This is a genomic window from Sulfurimonas sp., assembly GCF_023229025.1.
GTDB lineage: Bacteria > Campylobacterota > Campylobacteria > Campylobacterales > Sulfurimonadaceae > Sulfurimonas.
Genome location: NZ_JALOAA010000017.1, coordinates 1 through 20,604, shown reverse-complemented (window position 1 = coordinate 20,604; position 20,604 = coordinate 1). Strand labels below are relative to the sequence as shown.

At 37.0% G+C, this 20,604-nt stretch carries 23 protein-coding genes; 4 read left to right on the top strand and 19 right to left on the bottom strand.

Going from position 1 to position 20,604, the window contains the following annotated elements:
- Window positions 1-17: 17 nt before the first annotated feature.
- The 3 genes from M0Q20_RS05810 to M0Q20_RS05800 are packed head-to-tail and all read right to left on the bottom strand — an operon-like array spanning window position 18 to window position 2,831.
- Entirely contained in the window at window positions 18-1,046 is a 1,029-nt protein-coding gene (locus tag M0Q20_RS05810; protein WP_295059230.1) for a dipeptide epimerase, read from the bottom strand.
- The gene (locus M0Q20_RS05805; protein WP_295059229.1) at window positions 1,043-2,176 is read right to left on the bottom strand and encodes a DUF819 family protein; all 1,134 of its coding nucleotides are present in this window, start codon (window positions 2,174-2,176) and stop codon (window positions 1,043-1,045) included. The genes M0Q20_RS05810 and M0Q20_RS05805 overlap by 4 nt, the downstream gene beginning before the upstream one ends.
- Entirely contained in the window at window positions 2,169-2,831 is a 663-nt protein-coding gene (locus M0Q20_RS05800; protein WP_295059228.1) for a peptidoglycan recognition family protein, read from the bottom strand. Before M0Q20_RS05800 ends, M0Q20_RS05805 begins: the two co-directional genes overlap by 8 nt.
- 77 nt (window positions 2,832-2,908) lie before the next feature.
- Here M0Q20_RS05800 and M0Q20_RS05795 point away from each other — a divergent pair, with 77 nt between their 5' ends.
- Both M0Q20_RS05795 and M0Q20_RS05790 read left to right on the top strand, forming a co-directional pair.
- Window positions 2,909-3,286, top strand: a complete 378-nt coding sequence (locus tag M0Q20_RS05795) for a hypothetical protein (protein ID WP_295059227.1) — start codon at window positions 2,909-2,911, stop codon at window positions 3,284-3,286.
- Between the two features lie 48 nt (window positions 3,287-3,334).
- Window positions 3,335-4,078, top strand: coding sequence for an exonuclease domain-containing protein (locus M0Q20_RS05790; RefSeq protein ID WP_295059226.1), 744 nt, complete (start codon window positions 3,335-3,337; stop codon window positions 4,076-4,078).
- On the opposite strand, the gene M0Q20_RS05785 is transcribed toward M0Q20_RS05790, so the two are convergent.
- Window positions 4,067-5,368: a Na+/H+ antiporter NhaC family protein gene (locus M0Q20_RS05785; RefSeq protein ID WP_295059225.1), complete on the bottom strand. Its 1,302-nt coding sequence runs from the start codon at window positions 5,366-5,368 to the stop codon at window positions 4,067-4,069. The two genes, M0Q20_RS05790 and M0Q20_RS05785, sit on opposite strands and share 12 nt — an antisense overlap.
- 82 nt (window positions 5,369-5,450) lie before the next feature.
- Window positions 5,451-6,074: an acyl-CoA acyltransferase gene (locus M0Q20_RS05780; RefSeq protein ID WP_295059224.1), complete on the bottom strand. Its 624-nt coding sequence runs from the start codon at window positions 6,072-6,074 to the stop codon at window positions 5,451-5,453.
- A 62-nt stretch (window positions 6,075-6,136) separates the two neighbouring features.
- Between M0Q20_RS05780 and M0Q20_RS05775 the strand changes: the two genes are divergently transcribed.
- Window positions 6,137-6,817, top strand: a complete 681-nt coding sequence (locus tag M0Q20_RS05775; RefSeq protein ID WP_295059223.1) for a L,D-transpeptidase family protein — start codon at window positions 6,137-6,139, stop codon at window positions 6,815-6,817.
- Here the strand turns inward: M0Q20_RS05775 and argS are convergent.
- The 9 genes from argS to rpsB form a co-directional block, all read right to left on the bottom strand.
- Window positions 6,814-8,409, bottom strand: coding sequence for an arginine--tRNA ligase (argS, locus tag M0Q20_RS05770; protein ID WP_295059222.1), 1,596 nt, complete (start codon window positions 8,407-8,409; stop codon window positions 6,814-6,816). The genes M0Q20_RS05775 and argS overlap by 4 nt on opposite strands.
- Window positions 8,410-8,412: 3 nt before the next feature.
- The gene (locus tag M0Q20_RS05765; RefSeq protein ID WP_295059221.1) at window positions 8,413-8,652 is read right to left on the bottom strand and encodes a twin-arginine translocase TatA/TatE family subunit; all 240 of its coding nucleotides are present in this window, start codon (window positions 8,650-8,652) and stop codon (window positions 8,413-8,415) included.
- A gap of 85 nt (window positions 8,653-8,737) precedes the next feature.
- Window positions 8,738-9,358: a guanylate kinase gene (gmk, locus tag M0Q20_RS05760; RefSeq protein ID WP_295059220.1), complete on the bottom strand. Its 621-nt coding sequence runs from the start codon at window positions 9,356-9,358 to the stop codon at window positions 8,738-8,740.
- Complete coding sequence (locus M0Q20_RS05755; RefSeq protein ID WP_295059219.1) at window positions 9,358-10,839, bottom strand: hypothetical protein; 1,482 nt, start codon at window positions 10,837-10,839, stop codon at window positions 9,358-9,360. The genes gmk and M0Q20_RS05755 overlap by 1 nt, the downstream gene beginning before the upstream one ends.
- Before the next feature lie 48 nt (window positions 10,840-10,887).
- Window positions 10,888-11,652 carry a flagellar biosynthetic protein FliR gene (fliR, locus tag M0Q20_RS05750; RefSeq protein WP_295059218.1) on the bottom strand — a complete coding sequence of 255 codons (765 nt, stop codon included), beginning with the start codon at window positions 11,650-11,652 and terminating at the stop codon, window positions 10,888-10,890.
- A gap of 20 nt (window positions 11,653-11,672) precedes the next feature.
- Window positions 11,673-12,317: an ABC transporter ATP-binding protein gene (locus M0Q20_RS05745; protein WP_295059217.1), complete on the bottom strand. Its 645-nt coding sequence runs from the start codon at window positions 12,315-12,317 to the stop codon at window positions 11,673-11,675.
- A gap of 18 nt (window positions 12,318-12,335) precedes the next feature.
- Window positions 12,336-13,532: an FAD-dependent oxidoreductase gene (locus tag M0Q20_RS05740; RefSeq protein ID WP_295059216.1), complete on the bottom strand. Its 1,197-nt coding sequence runs from the start codon at window positions 13,530-13,532 to the stop codon at window positions 12,336-12,338.
- A 109-nt stretch (window positions 13,533-13,641) separates the two neighbouring features.
- Window positions 13,642-14,694 (bottom strand): translation elongation factor Ts, encoded by a 1,053-nt coding sequence (gene tsf / locus M0Q20_RS05735; RefSeq protein WP_295059215.1) that lies wholly within the window; start codon window positions 14,692-14,694, stop codon window positions 13,642-13,644.
- A gap of 2 nt (window positions 14,695-14,696) precedes the next feature.
- Window positions 14,697-15,482 (bottom strand): 30S ribosomal protein S2, encoded by a 786-nt coding sequence (rpsB, locus tag M0Q20_RS05730; RefSeq protein WP_295059214.1) that lies wholly within the window; start codon window positions 15,480-15,482, stop codon window positions 14,697-14,699.
- A 345-nt stretch (window positions 15,483-15,827) separates the two neighbouring features.
- On the opposite strand from rpsB, the gene M0Q20_RS05725 reads away from it, so the two are divergent.
- The gene (locus tag M0Q20_RS05725) at window positions 15,828-17,405 is read left to right on the top strand and encodes a DUF3373 family protein (protein ID WP_295059213.1); all 1,578 of its coding nucleotides are present in this window, start codon (window positions 15,828-15,830) and stop codon (window positions 17,403-17,405) included.
- Between the two features lie 13 nt (window positions 17,406-17,418).
- Here the strand turns inward: M0Q20_RS05725 and M0Q20_RS05720 are convergent, their stop codons facing one another.
- From M0Q20_RS05720 to murG, 5 genes are read right to left on the bottom strand one after another with little or no spacing between them, the layout of a single operon-like run.
- Window positions 17,419-17,889, bottom strand: a complete 471-nt coding sequence (locus M0Q20_RS05720) for a peroxiredoxin (RefSeq protein WP_295059212.1) — start codon at window positions 17,887-17,889, stop codon at window positions 17,419-17,421.
- Window positions 17,876-18,487: a cytochrome b/b6 domain-containing protein gene (locus M0Q20_RS05715; protein WP_295059211.1), complete on the bottom strand. Its 612-nt coding sequence runs from the start codon at window positions 18,485-18,487 to the stop codon at window positions 17,876-17,878. Before M0Q20_RS05715 ends, M0Q20_RS05720 begins: the two co-directional genes overlap by 14 nt.
- A 10-nt stretch (window positions 18,488-18,497) precedes the next feature.
- Entirely contained in the window at window positions 18,498-18,965 is a 468-nt protein-coding gene (locus M0Q20_RS05710) for a DUF420 domain-containing protein (RefSeq protein WP_295059210.1), read from the bottom strand.
- Window positions 18,966-19,571 carry a DedA family protein gene (locus M0Q20_RS05705; protein ID WP_295059209.1) on the bottom strand — a complete coding sequence of 202 codons (606 nt, stop codon included), beginning with the start codon at window positions 19,569-19,571 and terminating at the stop codon, window positions 18,966-18,968.
- On the bottom strand, window positions 19,564-20,586 hold the full coding sequence (murG, locus tag M0Q20_RS05700; protein WP_295059208.1) for an undecaprenyldiphospho-muramoylpentapeptide beta-N-acetylglucosaminyltransferase: 1,023 nt from the start codon (window positions 20,584-20,586) through the stop codon (window positions 19,564-19,566). Before murG ends, M0Q20_RS05705 begins: the two co-directional genes overlap by 8 nt.
- Between the last annotated feature and the right edge of the window lie 18 nt (window positions 20,587-20,604).

Here is a 20,604-nt window from a genome sequence, read left to right as displayed (position 1 = left end):
ACAAAAAGTGCAAAATATCAATTTTTAAATAAAATCTCACACCCGCTAAAGATAAAATCCAGCTCACTTGATGGCTCTTTGTAAAGCAAAGGGCTATCTAAATCCACATGCTTTACAACATCTCTATAAGCAAAGGCAAGATAGAGAGCTATATTTATAGAGTAGGGACCCTCAAGCATTGAGCCTAACATACATATAATCCTGTTTTGTCTTGCATACTCCAAAATCTCTATGGCTTTTGTTACTCCGCCACACTTCATAAGCTTGATATTTATCATATTTGCACTCTGTGACTCCATGACTTCTTTAGCGTCTTTTAGGCTAAAAACTGCTTCATCTGCGAGTATTGGAATGCTTGAGAAGTGTGTAATCTTCTTTAGGGCATCTAAATCCGTTGCAATCACGGGCTGTTCAATCAGCTCAATCTTTACGTCAAGCATATTTTTTATAAACAGAAGCGTGCCCTCAAAATCCCAAGCCTGATTTGCATCTACTAAAATCTCACATGAGGGCAGCTCTTTTGCTATGCGCCTCACAATATCTACAGCATGCAAAACATCGCTGCCGACTTTTACTTTGAGTATATATCTGCCCTCTTTATACGCTTTTTTGGCATCTTGTAGCATCATATCTGCAGAGTTTAGGCTTATAGTAACATCTGTTTTTATGGGGGTTAGATTTTTTATGCCAAAATAGCTAGATAGAGTTTGATTTGTCTCTTTTACATGCAGAGATATAAACGCCATGTCAAGTGCGGCTTTTGCACTTAGGCCTATCTTACACGAAGAGTGCAAAAATTCTAAAGCTTCTTTACATGCAAGGTTTATAAACTGCTCTTTTACACTCTTGATTGACTCGAGGATAATCTCTATATCCTCCCCCGTTACTGCCTTTGTAGCCGGCGCTTCACCGATGCCCACGTATCCGTTTTCATCTTCAACATGAACTCGTACAAACTCCACATGCGAACTCTCTCGAAGAGCTGTTCTAAAAGGAGTCTTAAGAGGTATATGTTTTACTTCTGTTATAATTTTTCTTATTTTCATTTTGCCATCCAAACTAAAATATTTCCAATTGCCAAACCGCCGAAAGTTCCTACTATATAGCCCATTATCGCCATTAATACACCGACACCTACAAGAGCTTTGTTATATGTTGCCGCGAGTATTGATGCCGAAGCCACGCCGCCTATGTTTGAGAGTGAGGCTATTGCAATGCTAAAGAGATCAAGCTTAAATATCTTAGCTCCTATTACCATTATAAGCGCATGAATAACCAATATACAAAACCCTGCAAAAACATACAAACCTACTCCGCTAAAGTTCTCAAACAACGCGTTTGAGCCGATTAACGCTATTAGCATGTAAAGCATTGTAGTGGATACTTCGCTTGAACCGTTTATACTCTTTAGTCTTGTAAATGAGCCTAAAATTCCAAGCACAGTTGCTAAAATAACTGTTGTCGTCGTATAGTTTAAAAGTACAAATCCGCTTGAAGCTATAAGATTAACTCCAAATGCGACAACAATTGCCAAAAGAATTAAAAACCAATATCTCTTTGCTCCTATGGTGCATGCACAACCGATTAAGCCGAGTTTTGCCATCTGCTCATGTGAGGAGGTAAAGTTGTTGAACTTATGAGCAAACGGAGTTAAAAAAAGCAAAAACATTATCCACACGGTGTAGTTTGCGCTATCAACTATTAGTGCGTATCCAAATGCCTCTTGTGAGACATTCAGAGCTGAGCCGACCGCTACCATATTTGCCACTCCGCCCATCCAGCTCCCGCTTAGTGCTCCAAAAGCAGACGCCATCTCTTTGTTAAAGTCAAAAATTAAAGATATAGCTATAAAGGCAAAAGCAAAAGAGAAGAGCGCCAATGCATACGCAATAAGAAGAGATTTCCCTAGTTTGAAAAAATCCCTGATATCAACCTGCAGAAGCATCAAAAAAAGCATGGCGGGAAGCAGGTTCTGTTTTGTGTTTTTGTATATGGCATCAATTGCTTCATTTTGCTCAAAAACACCCATTGAAGCCAAAAACATACTAACTATATATATAAATACAAAAGAGGGAACATACTTAAAAAGCTTTAGCCTGCTTTTTTGCTCAAAAAGAGCGATAACAGCAGCCAAGAGTGCTAAAGTAAAGAGATAAAAAAGGGGTGAGCTAATCATCTATCTTCTTACAAGGTACAGTTTTTAAATCTTCTACGGAGTCTCTAAGTTCTCTCATAAATCTAGTTGAGGGGTCATCCTTTTTTGTTCTATACCCATCATCAACCTCAAGCCACAAAGAGCTACCTTCAAAACATCTGTACTCATAATGCCCTATCATATACTCTATGGAGGGAAATTTCTTTTTTAGGTAGTTCACAAGCTCTATATTAGCCTTTAGCTGCTCTTTTGTTAAGTTGTCTTTAGAGTTTTGCCCGCCGACATTCTCTATGCCTATGGAGTTGTAGTTTAGCCCTATGACATGTCGTGCCATAAACTCTAGCGGCATTAGCTGGTGAATGGTCCCATCACGCTCAACCATAAAGTGTGCAGAGACATTTAGAACCCCGCCGCTTTTTATATCCGGTCTATCGGTTGGCAGAGTTTGTGCTATAAAACGAGAGAGTGAATCATCAAAATCATCTATCGCAGTATGGTGGATAACTATGATTTTAGGAACTATATTTATATCTTTTACCTCTAAATTATAGTGCTCTTTTATATACTCTTTTGTGAGTTCTACCCTTTTGTCAAAAAACTCTATCGGCGTCTGCTTTATCTCTACTGCCCAAAGAGACAAAGATGCAGACAAGGTAAGTAAAAACAATTTATACATTATAATAAGCCTCAAAAAATTTAACTCTATTATAGCTTTTATATGCTTTTAATGCTTATAGATATAATATAGTAGCTATGAATAAAAAAGAGATTGTAAAACAGACTCTATTAGCAGAACCTATGAGCAAAAATGCTCTAACCTTGGCTCGCGGTATATACAATACTTATACTGCAATGGGCGAGGAGCTCTTCTTAGAGATTAAAATTCAAAATATTTTTAAACTACTAAACTTGCATCCGTGCAAAGACTCTATAAAAGATATTCAAAATCTCTTAGAGGAGTTAAATGAGCCTCTAGCTATTAGAAATTTTGAGTATAACGGCGATATGATTCAGCTTAAATTTGTCCAATTTTGCAGTTACAAAATTGGGGAACATACAATAAAAATAGAGCTTAGTCCCGAGTATCTTCATGCTCAAAGCGAATATATGTTAGACTCATTTCTTTTTTAAAACTTGGACACAAGCCTTTTTTTAGGCATAAAACTAAAAGGTGAAAATTTGGCAAAAAAATATGTTATTTTAGATACGGAAACAACCGGAACGGGTGAGCTAGACAGAGTTATCCAGTTGGGTTTTATTGTTTTAGGCGGCAAAGATATAGAAGTTCAAAATGAGTTTTTTAGCTCAAGCGTACCTATAAGCTTCGGGGCAATGGAGGTTCATGGAATCACTCCAGCTATGATAAAAGATAAGCCTGCACTCATTGAGAGCACATCATATAAAAGACTCCAAGAGCTAAACACAGATGAGAACTATCTTATAATCCATAACGCTCCTTTTGATATAGGTATGCTTGAAAAAGAGGGTTTTAAAACCCAGATGAGGGTCATAGACACACTAAGAGTAGCCAAGCATATGTTCCCTGACGAAGAGGCACACAGACTTCAATACTTTCGCTACAAAATGGGTCTATACATGCTAGAGCAAAAAGAGGCTGATGAATTAGGCGTAACTATAAAAGCTCATGATGCAATCGGAGATGTATTAGTTTTAAAACTATTTTTAAGCAAGCTAAAAGAGGCTGTTATATCACACTTTCCAGATGATAATCCGGTTGATAAGATGGTTGACTTAACTCTAACTCCAATACTTATTAAATCATTTAGTTTTGGAAAGTACAAAGGCAAAACTCTTGCCGAAGTAGCCCATAGTGACGCAGCATATCTTAGGTGGATGCTAAGCGGTATGGAAAATCTTGATGATGATATGCGTTACTCTATTAATACGGCTTTAGGAAATTAACCCAAAAAAAACAAACAGCACAAATGCTACTCCCCAACCTATAAGCGCATACGGGAGTTGCGTATTTGTGTGCTCTACCAGATCACAATCAGTTGCCATTGCAGATATAATTGTAGTGTCTGATATAGGTGAGCAGTGATCTCCAAAGACACCTCCAGAGATTGCCGCGCCTATGCAAAGAGCGATATTTGCATCCATGGAGAGTGCCATTGGTATGGCGATGGGAATCATGATGCTAAACGTCCCCCAGCTTGTTCCAGTTGATAAAGAGATAAGCGAAGCTATTATAAAAATCACAGCCGCTAAAAAAGAGAGGCTTAAATTTTCACTTACTAGTGAAGCTAAAAAGTGCCCTGTTTTAAGCTCTGTAGTAATCTCTCCAATACCAAAAGCAAAAAGCAGTATTAATGCTATTGGCAGAAGTTTTAATGCCCCTTTATAGGCAGTTTTACTCCACACAGATAGAGTCATATTTTTTGTACCGACAAAGTAAAAAAGTGTAAAAACAAGTGTAAAGAGCATCGTGTAAAAAATAGAACTAGATCCGCTTCCTCTTAAAATATCTCCATCTCCGGTTATATATAAAAACATAAAAACAGATAAGACCATTAAAATAATCGGCAAAAGCATATAAAACATAGTTGTACTCTCACTACTAAGTACCTCTTCATTTTTAGGCTTATGCTTTGCCCTTTTCATGGCACCTATGTCGATATTAAACCATATAGCCACAAAAGTTACCACAAGAGCCGCCATTGCATAAAAATTATATAAAATACTCTCCAAAAGAAGATCTAGTGCATCAAGGTTTAAGACACCCAATGATATTTGTGTAGTAATTAGCCCTAAAAGAAGTGCACCCCATCCATTTATAATAATAAGTGAGCTAACGGGAGCTGCGGTTGAATCGCAGACAAAGGCTAGCTTTGCACTTGGAACTCTGTATTTATAACAAAAAGGCTTTCCGACTGCACCGGCGATTAGGGAGGTAATAGTTGATTCTATAAAGATAAAAATCCCTATAATGTAGCTTAATATCAAAGCGGAGCGTCCTGATTTTACCAACCCTGTTTTATGCTGCATAAAATCTACAAACCCCTCTATTCCGCCTGATTTTTCAATTAATGCCATTATGCTTCCAACTAAAATTGCAAAAGCCAATGTTTTTAGTATCCAAGCTTCAGAGAGTAAAGAGACAAAGAGAGAAAATATATTTTCAAGTGATGAAAGAAGTGAAAAATCATTTAGTATAAATGAGCCAAGCACTATTCCGCCAAAAAGCGACAACATCACATTTCTTGTGTATAAAGCTAACGCTATTGCAAGCAGAGATGGAAGAGTGGAGAGGGCGGAGAGTTCTATGTTATGCCAATCAAAACTCTATTGAGAGGAGTACCAAACCGGGTCTGCCAAAAATCTCTTTATATGGCTCGCACTCTTTTTGTTTAACCTCTTTAAATCCAAGTTTTTTATAGTATAAAAGAGTCTCAAGAGAACCTATTTCAACTATTGTCTGAGCTATACGATAGCCCTTCAGCCTTGCGGTAAGAAGACTTTTGTGCATAAGTGCTTTTAAGATACCGACATCCATAAAGCCCTCTAGCTCCTCCATATAGTCAAAAATCAATGTTCTAGTATTTAAAGGAAATCCGCAAATATCCATAAGACCGAGATACTCACTCTCTTCGGCGTCAATACCAATCTCGCTAAGAGCCTCCAAAAAAACCTCTCTTGTAGCTATCCTTGGCTCGTAACTACAAAGAGAACCTACACTTTTGCCGTCTATCTCCGCGATTAAAAAGTTACTATAGTGAGAATTTGATTTTGCTTTTGTATTTATTAATTTTTCTAAATAACCTAAAACCTCGCTTGTCTTGCTTGTTTTAAATATCAAATCATAAATTCCGATTTTTTTGTCTGCCCTAGTGCTTTGTAGAATCATCTGCGCTAAGAACGGCGCATCATCACTTGTGGCTTTTCTTATATTTATACCCATAAAAATTTTTCCATTTCTAAATAATTAACCTGCTTCATATTTTAGTAATAGTAACATACTTTATGGTAAAAAGTTTCTTAATTATTATAATTTCTCAAATGTTTGTATTTGCGGGCGAACAAATAATTATCGTCATTGCAGATGACTATAATTCTACTAAAGCAAAGCTCTATAGTTTTGAAGATGGAGCAGAGGTTTTTGACCCGTTTTTGGTTAATGTAGGCAGAGGAGGTCTTGGGTTTGGAGTTGGAGAAGTTGAGCTTTTTCATACCGATAAAGAACCCTTAAAACATGAAGGTGATAAAAGAGCGCCTATTGGTATATTTAATCTAAGTGCAGTATTTGGCTATGAAAAAGATTTAAAAATTAAAATGCCTTACATACACGCTACAAAAGAGCTTATCTGCGTTGATGACTCAGATTCTAAATTCTATAACCAAATCATTAAAAAACCAAAAAATCTGCCAAAAAGTTTTGAAGAGATGAGAAGAGAAGATTCTCAATATAAACTAGGAGTAGTAGTAGAACATAATAAGGAGCAGCTTAAACAGAGAGGCTCTTGCATATTTATACATGTAGAAAAATCTCAAAATGAGCCTACAGCCGGATGTACTTCTATGAAAATAGAAGATTTAAAGAAGATAATAGAGTGGCTAGAGAAAGCTAAAAATCCTATTTTAATACAAACAACAAAAAAAGAACTAGAGCAGGTTTTAAAGTTATACCCTGCTCTTAAACTCTAATCATCCTCTTTTGTCATGTAATCTTTTGCTTCTATGCCCATCAAAGAGAGTCCTGTCTTTAAAGACAATCCGACTATCATTAAAAGTTTTAAGAGTTTCGCCTCATTCTCTGTCCCGATAATTCTACAATCGTAATAGAACTTATGAAGTGATGAAGCAAGTGACTTTAGATACTCGGGGAGCTTTTGAACCTGTCTTGAACTAAACGCATCTTCGATTATTTCAGGCAGAAGCAGTGCATCAAAAAGAAGGTTGTCTGCATTTTCACCTAAATTTTTAAGGGTTGCTGCCATAATATCATCTTCGCTTAAATCACTCTTTGAGATAATTGTTTTTATTCTTGCATGTGCGTATTGAATATAAAAAATAGGGTTTGAGCTATCCTGCTTTTTAAACTCTGAGAGATCAAACTCTAAAGCGGTATCGCTTTTCTTTGAAGCAAAGATAAACCTAAGAGCATCTGAGCCTATCTCCTTGACTATATCACTCATAAGTATTACATTTCCGGCACGCTTACTCATTTTGTAAGGCTCCCCATCTTTTAAAAGACTTACCATTTGAGAGAGGAGTATCTCAAGTTTAGAGCTCTCATAGCCTAAAAATTCGACCGCAGCTTTTACTCTTGCGATATATCCATGATGATCTGCTCCCCAGATATTTATATAGTTTTCATATCCGCGTTCAAACTTTTGATTATGGTAGACTATGTCGCCGGCGAGGTATGTTGGACGACCATCTTCACGAACAACAACCCTGTCTGAATCATCACCTTTTTGACTTGATGCTATAAAGACCTTATCCTCTTTTTTATAGATACCGTCGCCCATCTTTGCCATAACTCTATCCCAATCTTCATAAAGAGAGGACTCGTAAACAAAAGTATCAAAGAAGATATTCGTATCTGCTAAATCTTTTTTGATAATCTCCATGACACCATCTTTTGCCCAGAGTGCTAGCTCTTTTTGACGAGACTCATCACTTAATATCTCTTTGCCAAATTTATCTACAGCATCCTGTGCCAACGGTGCTAAATAATCACCTCTATAGTAACTTTGGGGGTACTCGACACTCTCTTTGAGTATATTCTCACGCCCATAGAGCTGAATAGATAATCCTAGCAAATCTATCTGATTGCCTGCATCATTGACATAGTACTCAGCAGTTATGTCATACCCTAAATGCTTTGCCAATCTATAGAGAGTATCTCCATAAACTGCACCTCTTGCATGACCGATATGAAGCGGTCCTGTTGGATTCGCACTTACAAACTCCAAAAGAATTTTCTCATTTTTTTCTTGTTTGGCAAATTGATCTGGATTTTCTAGTGCCCATGCCCCATATTCGCTTAAGAAGTTCTCACTAAGACGAAAATTGAGATACCCTTTTACGGAGTCAACACTACTAAAAAAATCAGATTCACTAAAGGAGGAGGCCAGCTCCTCGGCTATTTTCATAGGAGACTCTCTAAGCTCCTTTGCCATTGAGAAAGCAATAGGTGTAGCAAAATGACCAAAAGAGCGGTCACGAGGCTTCTCTAAAACAACTTCACGACCAAACTTTTCGCGCAAAAGCGCCGATACTCGTTGTTTCAAGAGTTACGCTTGCTCTGTAGTTTTTGGTGTCTCTTTTTCAGTACTCTCTTTTTCAGATTCTACTTTTTTAGGAGCCTCTGTTGATGCAGTTTTTATCTCTTCATCATCATTTTTCATCTCAGCTTTAAAGTTCTTGATTCCTTTACCAAGTCCTTTTGCTAATTCAGGTATCTTCTTTGCACCAAAAAGTAAAACTACAATTGCTAAAATTATTAACAGTTCTTGTCCGCCAGGCATTCCCATTTTTATTCCTTATATAATTTAAGTCCGAAATTATAACTAAATTTGCTGTAACTTCTCTTATCATAACTATATTATGAGCTTATTTTTATATATCTTCCCATTTTCTAGCAAAATCATTTATCTCGTTTGCCGGAATTTTAACTCTTGCCGCATTTGCTATTATTTTTAAGACTTCTGCTGCTTCAGCGAAGTTGTCATTTACAACAAGAAAATCATACTCGCTAATTCTTTGTATCTCTCTTTTTGCCATATCTATACGACGCTCAATAACCTCTTTAGAGTCTGTAGAACGTGTTTGAAGCCGCTTTTTTAACTCTGAAAGTGTCGGAGGGGATATAAAAACAGAAGTTGTGATATCCCCAAGTCTATTTATAATGGTAGTGTTTCCCTGAACATCTATATCAAATATAACTAGCTTACCTTTTTTTAAAGCCTCTTTTACAGGTTTTATAGATGTTCCGTAGTAGTTGCCGTGAACAATTGCATACTCTAAGAATAACTCGTCTTCTATATCTTTTTTAAACTCTGCCTCATCTACAAAGTGGTAGTGTACTCCATCTATTTCACCTTCTCTAGGAGGGCGCGTTGTAGTTGAGATTGAGAAATAACACTCCCCGATATCCCCTATTATCTCGTTTAGCAAAGAGCTCTTTCCGGCTCCACTTGGACCTGAGAGGACTAAGATTGCACCTGATCTATGATTCACTATTTATCACCTAAAGTTATGTTTATGCTTATTTTCATCCCTTTGAGTGAAGCTGCTACATCCTCATTTGAAAGTGCCTTTAAGAGCTTCTTGAGAGCTTCGACTCCATCATTTGTACTATCTTCTTCTTTAGTTGATAACTCCTCTACTTCCGGCTCTTTTAAAATATCTTCATCAACTTCTTCACCGATAGCAAGTTTTAACTCCTTGCTACTTATGGAATCGATACCGGAGAGTAAATCATCATCTATTTCACTCTCTAAATCTTCATTGCTTAACTCTTGGACAGCTTCATGTATTTGTGACTCTAACTTACTCTGATCAAACTCTTCATCTTCAAAATCTTCAGAGTCTAGCTCATCATCTTCTTCAGGCTCTAGCTCTTCATCTTCAAGCTCTTTGGACTCTGTCTCCTGCGTCTCATCTGCTATCTCTTCGAGTTCTAGCTCTTCATCTTCAAAATCTTCAGATTCTAAATCCTCCAATTCATCTTCTTTAGACTCTATCTCCTGCATCTCATCTGCTATCTCTTCGAGTTCTAGCTCTTCATCTTCAAGCTCTTGAGACTCTGTCTCTTCAAGATCAAGACTCTCCTCTTTAGGCTCTAGCTCCTTTATCTCCTCAGCAATCTCTTCGAGTTCAAGCTCCTCATCCTCTAAATCTTGGGATTCTAACTCCTCTAGTTTATCTTCGTCAAACTCTAAATCCTCATCATCAAACTCAACCTCATCATCCTGTGACTCTGTCTCCTCTAAAAGATTCTGTACCTCTTGAAGCTCCTCTTTATCCAAAACACCCTCTTGCGTCTCATCTTCTAGCTCTAAAGCCTCTAGCTCACTACTTTCTTGCTCTTTTTCATCTAAATTGAAATCTTCTAGTTCCTCAAAACCTTCAATCTCATCTTCTGACTCATCATCATTTAACTCCTCTATGAGTTCCATATCTTCACTCTCTTGAAGCTCTTCTGTATTTTGCGCTACTTCCTCCAAATCCTCTATCTCTTCTATCTCTCCAAGGTCTTCCAAGCTCTCTAACTCTTCAGTCTCCCCAAAATCTTCCAAGCTCTCTATCCCTTCAAGCTCATCTAAATCCTCGATTTCATCAATTTCAAAATCCTCTTCAACCTCTTGGTTCTCTTGTGGTTTCTCATCAGGAGTAACATCCATCTCTTTTGTCAGGGAGATAAGTTTATCAACTAAGTCAGTTGGTAAAAAAGGTTTCTGCATAGTCTCACTAAAGCCGTCTACGGCCTTTGCATCTTTCGCACAAATATATAGCGATTTATCAAATTTTATTTTAGCCTTTATCTCTTCTAACATGCTATCACTATAGACTCCATCATCAACAATTAAAAGGTCATAAGAAGTAGATGTTATCTCTTGGGGATTTTCTGCTTTATCTAGCTCATCTGAAGTTTTTTGTACGCTTAAGGTTACTAGTTTATCAACAACTGGATTATTATTTAAAAGTAAAATTCTCATTACAGGTTCCCTTTGGAGGCTCTTTTTACATTATTGTATCAAAAAAAACTAAAAAAACGTCCCTAAAAAGTTAAAAGCCTCTAGCATTTCTCTCTTTAAAATCAACATGCTTGCCCCTAGTGTTGCTATCAAAACAACGAAAGAAACCATTATTTTTATTGGAAAACCTATAACTAAAAGATTAAACTGCGGCATTGTCTTCATGAGCATCCCAAAGATAACATCAGCCAACCATGCAAGGGCAATAATAGGAAATGCAATCATAAATCCGACCATAAACATATTTGATGTTGCCGTAATTATATAGTTAAAAAGATTCTCGCTCATCAAAAAACCGCCAAGAGGGATACGCCCAAGAGAGCTGTCAATAAAAAGTAGCATCCAGTGGTGCATATCTATGGCAAAAAGCACCATCAGTGCAATAAGAGACAAAAACTGCGAGATGATCGGCATTGAAACACCAGTTTGCGGATCGATCGCACTTGCCATTGAGAAACCCATCATAAACGATATTTGACCCCCTGCAAATGTTATGACATTAAATGATATCTGAAGAACCAGTCCAATTGCTAAGCCAAAAAAAAGCTCACTTAAAATAGCCAATGTAATGCTTGATACTGTTATCGGTATCTCAAGCGGCGGCATAGAGGAGTAAAAAACGATTGTAAAGAAAAATGCCAGCGTAGCTTTTATACTCATTGGAATACTGTTGTGAGAGAAAATCGGCACAGCCATAAAAAGTGCACCAAATCTAAAAAAGAGAAGTATAAAGCCGACTATATAGGCATCTGTAAAGATTTCAGGCCAACTCATTGTTAATTCCCCTATGAATATTAGTTAACTTTTACAAGCTCTTTATCTATTAACTTATAAACCTTGCTGCATTTATAGGCAAGCTCTTCATCATGTGTTACTAAAACCATACCGGCTCTATGCTCTTTTATATACTCAAAAAATATCTCCATCACTTCATTTGCGGTAAGTTTATCTAAATTGCCTGTAGGTTCATCAACAAATAGTATCTTAGGTTTTTTTGTCAATACTCTAGCAATTGAGACTCTCTGCTGCTGTCCGCCTGAGAGCTCTGTTACCTTCTGATTTATAACCTGATCGATTTTTAATCTTTTTAAAAGATCTTTATCAATGTTTTGCTTAGAGAGAATTGCTGCAATCTCAAGGTTCTCTAAAGAGCTAAAACCCTTGAAGAGATAGTGTGATTGAAATACAAGCCCAAGTTTATCCCTTTTTATTTGCGACAACTTTTTTTTGCTCATGCGCGACACATCTTCGCCAAAGATGGAGACTTCTCCACTTTGTGGCTTTAGAAGTGTTGATAAAATATGTAAAAGTGTTGATTTTCCGCTACCGCTAATGCCGATTATTGCAATCGACTCTCTCTCCTCTAACTCTATAGATATATCAGAGAATAACTCATAATCAAAACTGTGTGATAATTTTTTTGCAGATAGTAAATTCATAAGAGGATTATAGCAAATTTAATCGCAAAATATCTTTTTGCACCCTTTGTGAGAGCGATTATCCAATCTTTTGGCGTAAACTCTCTCAACCAATTTTTTCATACCGTATGCCAAATAACCGCTAAAACGAATTCCAAAAATCTTAGATGCGGCGTAACCGCTTCCCAGCGCTATTAATATACCTCTTGATTTTATTTTATGCGCTACTAGCGGTTTTGAGTTTATCAGATTGTTTATATTTTTAACACACACCTCTGCCATCTGTTCTGCAGTATCAGCTGTTGGTGCAACAATCTCATTGTTGTTATAAATAGTGGTGCAGTCACCTATTGCAAAAACATTATAATATTTTTCTGTTTGAAGATAGTTATTTGTAACAATATAGCCTTTTTCGTTTTTATCAAGCAAGAGATTATAAACTAGGGCATTCGGTTCAATTCCACCGGCGAATATCATAAAATCCATAGGCATCGTCTCACCGCAATCCAGCTTTACGCTCTCTTTTGTTACTTCAACTACCTTGCTGTTGTTTTTAATAACTATCTCAAGCTCTTTTAATCTTTTATCCGTCTTCTCAACCAATACTTTATCAATACCTCTTAAGACATGCTCAGAGGCATTTACAAGTACAATATTTAGCTTTCTGCATATGAAATTATTTTTACGATAAAACTCTTTGGAAAACGACGCCATCTGGGCAGCTATCTCAACACCGCTCAGTCCACCGCCTGCAACAACAATGTTTATCGGGCTACAGCTTGTTCCACTCTCTTGAACTCTATTAAAGAGTGACATCTCAAATTTTTGTTTAAAGTACATAGCACGATGTAGAGCTTTTACACCATAAGCATACTCACGTAGTCCGATAATATTAGGCATATATCTCGTACGAGAGCCTACTGCAATAACAAGATAGTCATAGCTATACCTATTTATTTGCGTTATTACTTTTTTATTTACAAAATCAATGTTATTAACCTCTTGTTTTAGAAAAGTTACGTTATTGTCAAAACCACTACAAAAGGTAAAAAGATCTACTGTGACTTGTGCAAAATCTTCTTCATTTGCTATTAAGTCATAAACATCTGTTTGCATAAAGTGGTATGGATTTTTATCAAAAAGTATTATCTCATTTTGAGTATTTTTTGCTAGTTTCTCAACCGTCCGAAGTCCACCATAGCCTCCGCCAATAACAATAATTTTATTTTTATTCAAAATGTACCCTTAATGGTTATTTGAAAAAATTATATCATTTTTGATTTGTATAGTTGATTATATTGAGGTTTTGATTACTGTTTATACTGGGGGAGCTAAGGAGATATCCTTAACTCATTTGAGCAGCGACTTCTGAAGCAAAGTCATCTACTTTTTTCTCAATACCTTCGCCAACTTCAAAACGAACGAAGTCTACGATTTCAGCACTGCCGCCAAGTTTTTTAGCTTCTGCTTCAACAGCCTGAGCAACTGTCATTTTGTCATCTAGAACATAAGTTTGATCTAGTAGTGCAAGCTCTTTATCTAGAGTAGTATTATCCTCTATAAAACGAGCAAGTGAACCGGGAATAATTTTATCCCAAATCTTCTCAGGCTTGCCTTGAGCTTTTAGAGTTTCTTTGATATCAGCCTCAGCTTGTGCTAAAACAGCATCTGTTAATTGACACATTGAGATATATTGAGGTATATTTTTAAGAGGTTTTTTAAGACGAGTAAGTTCCTCGTTTTCCTTTTTGATACTCTCAATTCTACCGATTGTCTCAGCCTCTACAAAATCAGCGTCAAAATCTTTATACGATAGCGTAGTCGGTTTCATAGCAGATGCATGCATAGCGACATTTTTAAGTACAGGTATCATACCTTGTGCTGTTTTTTTGCTATCACACTTTGCTAAAACAATTACCGCAATACGGTTGTTTGAGTGGATATAACCATTTAAGGCTACAGTCTCATCATCAGCTTTTAAAGTTGCAAAACGGCGAATATCTATCTTCTCACCGATTTTTGCAACCGTCTCTGAGAAGTATGAACCAAAAGATGTCGCTTTTAAGCTCTCTACATCAGCAGGAGAAGTGGTATAAACCTCTTCTGTAGTTTTAAGAACTAGATTTTGAAAGCCCTCATTTTGAGCAACAAAATCCGTCTCAGAGTTAATTTCAACTATTGTAGCTTGAGAGAAGTCATTAGCAAGCTTGAAGCCGACAAGACCTTCAGCTGCAACTCTATCAGCCTTTTTAGCTGATTGAGCTATACCTCTCTCTTTTAGCCACTCAGTTGCTTTTTGCATATCTGCATCACACTCAACTAAAGCTTTTTTACAATCCATCATAGGTGCATCAGTTGCTTGACGCAACTCCTTTACCATTGCTGCTGTAACTGACATAATTACGCTTCCTCTTTTTCTAAATCTTTTGCCTCAGGTGCTTTGCTCTCTTCAGCTGCAACAGACTCCTCTGCTGCAAGCTCTTCTTCAACTTCAACTTTTCCACCATCTCTTAGAGCTTTACCCTCGTTAATAGCTTCTGTCATTTCACGACAAAATAGTTGAATAGAACGGATAGCATCATCATTACCCGGAATTGGATAAGTGATAAGATCAGGATCGCAGTTTGTATCAAGTGGAGCAACAATAGGAATACCTAAACATCTAGCTTCTAAAACAGCAATATGCTCTTTAACAGCATCTACGATAAAAAGCATATCTGGAAGTTTTTTCATATCACGAATACCGCCAAAATATGATTCAAGCTTCTCTTTTTGGCGAGTAAGCATAAGTGCCTCTTTTTTCGTTAAAAGGTCAATTTGACCATTCTCTTGCATCTCTGTAATAACATCAAGTTTACGAATACTTTTTTGAATAGTAGGGAAGTTAGTAAGCATACCGCCTAACCATCTATTGTCAACATATGGCATTCCACAAGCAATAGCTGCATCTCTTACTGATTGGCGAGCCTGTTTTTTCGTTCCGACAAAAAGAACAGTTTGCCCCTCTGCTGCAGCATCAACAACAATTTGATAAGTGTTGCGGAAGTAACGAAGGGTTTTTTGTAAATCTATAATATAGATATTTTTACGAACACCGAAGATATATTTTTTCATTTTCGGGTTCCAACGACGTGTTTGGTGTCCAAAGTGTACACCACACTCTAGTAGGTCTTTCATAGTTACCATTATAAGGTCCTTTAAAGGCTTTTTTCAGCCAGAATTTTATCAGTTAGCTTTGGCAATGTCGAACAATTATTCCCTAAAAAAGGAGTTGCACTGATTTTTGACACATACCTGTTAATATTTTCATGAGCACAATAGCAAAAGAAAAATCCGCGAATTATACTAAAAAAATGTTTAATGTAAGCTTTTTAAACATTTATCTTATTTACTTAGTAACACTCTTAATAGATATTAGATTTTTTTATATAAAATTATCACAATTTAAAATTTTTTTTATCTATTCTCGCTATAGTACTAGTGATAAAATAATAACAAAAGCATTATTTTTGCTTTAAATAAGGGATAAGAATGAACAAGCCACTACTACTATCTTTAGCTACTGCCGTGCTACTTGGAACAAATCTGAGTGCAGAGACTATGTATGAGCGCTTTGAAGCTATGGAGCGAGAGATGAATAAGCTCAAGCAAGAGATTGCCGAGTTAAAATCTGCAAAAAAAGCTACTGACGATGAAGAGGTAGAGGGAGTTGCTTCTCCTGAGGAAGATGAAGAGAGTTCAGAAGCAGTTGCTACTGCCGATGAAGCAGAAGATGAGAGTTATGAAGATGGTGAGTATATACCTTCTACTGAGGATAGACTCTTTGATATTGAAGAGAGCATTGCTGAGTTAAACAGAAACACATCAGGTTCACATCTAAAGTTTCAAGTTGATTATAGATTCGCAATAGAGAACATGAGTTATGAGATGGCCGATGGAAGTAGAGTAGAGAATGACGCTTTTATGACAAACAGACTCTGGATAGATATGGGTTATAAAGCTACAAACAATCTTAGTTTTATGGGTCAACTTGCATACAATAAAGCTTTTGGAGAGCGTTCATCAGATTCTACAAACACATCTCTTGAGGCGTTTGACTGGATTGCAAATGAAAACGCTTATGATGATACGATAAGAGTACGTAGTGCATACTTTTTATGGCAAGACCAAGAGTTTTTCGGTCTTGATATTCCATGGACGTTTAGTATAGGTCGCCGCCCATCAACTAACGGTGCACTAGTAAATCTAAGAGATGATGATATAGCTTCTTCACCTATAGGACACGGTATAAATGTAGAGTTTGACGGGCTTAGTTCTCAATTTACGCTAAATAAAGAGTATGGAACTTCTGTAAAATTATGTGTCGGTAGAGGCATGAGTGAGGCAGAGCCTAAGTTTGCAAATGCTCCATATGCCGACGTAGATGGAGCAAACTCTGATATAGATCTTGTTGGATTTATTTTTACACCTTATGATGATAGACAGTATAAGATTTCTAGTATGTACTACTATGCAAGCAACTTAATAGACACTAAAGATCCTAGTGATTATACGAAAGGCTTTGATACCGTAGGCGGCATGCATAGTGGAGTTATTTATGCATCTGCCGAGGGAGTTGGCGATGGATGGAGTGAATTTTTAGACTACACTACAATATTTGCAAGTTTTGCAGTATCAAAGACTGACCCAAGAGCTGATCAGGGAATGTTAGGTTCAAATGATGGAGAGAGCAAGACAGGTACATCTTTTTGGATTGGAACACAATTTCCTTCACTAATCTCCGAGTATGGAAAGTGGGGTGTAGAGTATAACCATGGAAGCAAATATTGGAGAAGTATGACTTATGGAGAAGATACAAACATAGGCTCTAAAGTTGCAACTCGCGGTGACGCTTATGAGGTCTACTTTACTGAGTATTTAGTTGATGATATCTTATCTATGCAGCTTCGTTATACATACATAGACTATAAATATAGCGGAAGCAACGGCTTCTTTGGAAATACTTCAGGAACACCTATGACTATGAGCGAAGCAATCGCTGCAGGTCAAGGAGCAAGTGTTGTAGACAAAGCACAAGACATCCGTCTCTATATTCGCTACAGATATTAATCTAACTTCAAGGCTACTCGCCTTGAAGCTCTTGTAACTTCTCTTTTACTCCTTGTACATGACCTTTTACTCTTACATTTTTCCATAATGCTTTTATAGTGCCCTCAGGATTTATAATAAGAGTTGAGCGGACAATTCCCATATACTCCTTACCGTAGTTTTTCTTTAGGCTCCAAACTCCATACTCTTCAAGCATACCTTTGCTCTCATCACTAAGCAGTGTAATAGTTAAATCTTTTTTCTCTATAAAATTACGGTGTTTTGCTGTAGAGTCTGCACTAACACCAAGTATCACGGCATTTAGAGTGCTAAAATCTGGTGCAGCTTCACTAAAGTCGCACGCCTCCGTCGTACACCCTGGAGTGTTATCTTTTGGATAGAAATATAGAACTATCCATTTGCCCTTTAAATCTCTTAGACATATCTCCACATCATCCTGATTTGGCAGACAAAAATCCGGTGCTTTTTCATCAATCTTTATCATTTACTATATTTTCCTCTACTTTATAAATTATTTTTTTTCCATGTATCATGGTTGATACAAGACCTTTTTCATCTGTTGCATCTGCAACAAATGTACCTACAATATGCAGAGGAACAAAAACTGCAACCACATAAGCAACATTTTCATGTATATCTTTAATAGTTCCTGCAAAATCTTTACTCATGCCTAATTCTTGGTGAAAGTGTATTGTTAAACCACTAACGGTCATAAACAGCAGTACCGCATATATAAAATAATAAGATATTTTAACTGCTTTATGGTGCATATCTAAAGAACTAAAATCTACTTTTTCACTTGTATCTGTAAAAAATAGATAAATTCTATAAAGCATTAAAAACGCAAGCGCATACCCTAATATGATATGCCACTCCCACATGCCTGCACGAACAGCCTTTGCAAGCATTTCTGCCTGTTTGGACGTTATTTCTATATCAATTTCTGAGAGCTTAGTCATTAAAATCTCAGAGTTTGTCCTCCAAGAGAGAAATGTTTTTCGCAAAAAGAAAGTTCCTAGTAAACCTAAAACAACTATGGCATTTAGCCAGTGCCAAATTCTTAAACCAACTGTGCATTTCATCTTTAGCTCCTTAATATACAAACATTAAAAAGTAGACCCATATTCCCGTTACCGATGTTAAAACAACACCCGCAAATGTCGCCAAACCCACCTTTCTATGTAAACCTAATTGTAGCAGTTTTTTGGCTCTAAAGATTGCAGTTACCCATAAAATTATAGTTATAACTGAGATAATTATATGAGCGACAAGCACTCCAAGAGCATAATCATAAGAGACTCCGCTCTCCTTCATAAATCCTGCAAAACCACCACCGACTCTTACTCCATACTCAAAATATGAGAGAATTATAACGGAGAAAGCAAATATAATAATCTGCACATATGAGTGTAGAGTGTAGTGCTTATTTCTAGCAAAAGTGATTGCAACTGCTACTAAAAATGGCAAAAGCGAGACGATGAGTGTCACAATATCCATAAAGATAGGGGCACGTGTTCCGAAAAAACCAGCTTCAAACATATATCCTAAATTACTCTCCATTTAGCTAACCCTCTTTGTTTTCTGATAGTAAATATACCACGAAGCCAATAAAATTAAGACAACTAAAACAGTTATAGTTATCTGCTTTAAGTAACTCTCAATTAGCTCTTGATTTTCGCCTATAAAATAGCCTAGCATTACAAGTATAAATGCCCATATACCGGCTCCAAGTGCAGTATATAGAGAAAAAATTCCAAGGTTCATGTGAGACAATCCGGCAGGAATTGAGATGAGTTGACGAATTCCCGGTACCAATCTTCCTATAAAAGTAGATATATGTCCATGTTTTTCAAAGTAGCTATCCATCTTATAAAGGGCATCCTCTTTTATAAAAAAATATTTCCCATATCTGCTAAGAATTTTTCTACCCAGAAGAAGAGCAAGATAGTAGTTAATGTAAGCCCCACTCATTGAGCCGCCAAGTGCGCTTATCATTATCATTGTGATGCTCATCTCCCCTTTTGATGCCAAATAGCCTGCCGGAATAAGAATAATCTCACTCGGAAACGGTACAAAAGAGCTCTCTATAGTCATTAGTAAAAATATCCCTAAATATCCCCACTCAAAAATAAGTTCGACTAAATCTCCTGCTAGCTCCTTAATCATTTACTGCCTTATATGCGTCTAAAATCATCATCTTTGCAACATCCTTGCTTGAGTGCTCTTGAAGAGCTCTGCTTTTGTCTTGTAGGTTTTCATCTAAAAGCAAAAGCAGCTTAGCTTTTAAATCTTTGCTCTCCCTCTCACACCAGCCCATCTCATTATCTACTATAAACTTAGCATTATGGTATTGATGATCAGATGCGGCATGCGGAAACGGTATAAAAAATGCAGGCAAGGCGTTTGCACACAACTCCCAAAGCGTACTAGCCCCCGAACGACTAACCGCTAAATCTGCTTTTTTCATCAAAGAGGGCATCTCTTTTGTAAATGCGTACACCTCAGCATCTACTCCTAGCTCCTCATACTCTTTTTTAACTCGCTCATAATCTCTCTCGCCTGCTTGGTGAATAATTTTTATATCTCGGGCTTTAAGCTCTTTTGCCACGCTAAGAGCTAGGTCGTTTATTGCTTTTGCCCCTTGTGAGCCACCTAGAAAAATAATCGTCTTAATATTTTCTCTTACTCTAGCACTCTTAAAAAATTCCTCTTTTACGGGATAGCTGCCGATTGGAGAGTTTGCATCATAAGCGGATATAAATCTTTTTGATAGCGGTTTTAGTAGTGAGTTTAATCTCCCCGCAACCGCATTTTGTTCATGTATAAAAAGGGGGATAAAACGGCTTATTGCAGCAAATGATGCAGGAGCTGCCGAAAAACCGCCTACACTATAAACTGCTTGTATTCTATGCTGTTTTAAAATTTTTCTTGATTGGAAGAAGGCTTGTAGAATTAGCCAAAGTGCCCTTAGCTTCTTTAGCCCCTTTTGATTTACTACGCCCATTGTGTTTAGGAAATAGACATGGCTAAAGGTGCTGTGACTCTCAAAATATTTTCTATCTTGTCCACTAGTTGAGCCTATAAATATCGCTTCGTGCCCCTCCTGCACCGCTGCTTCTACCAGAGCTTCTGCAATCATCAAGTGCCCGCCTGTTCCTCCTCCGGTTATGCAAAATTTCATCTCTTATCCAATCCTTGC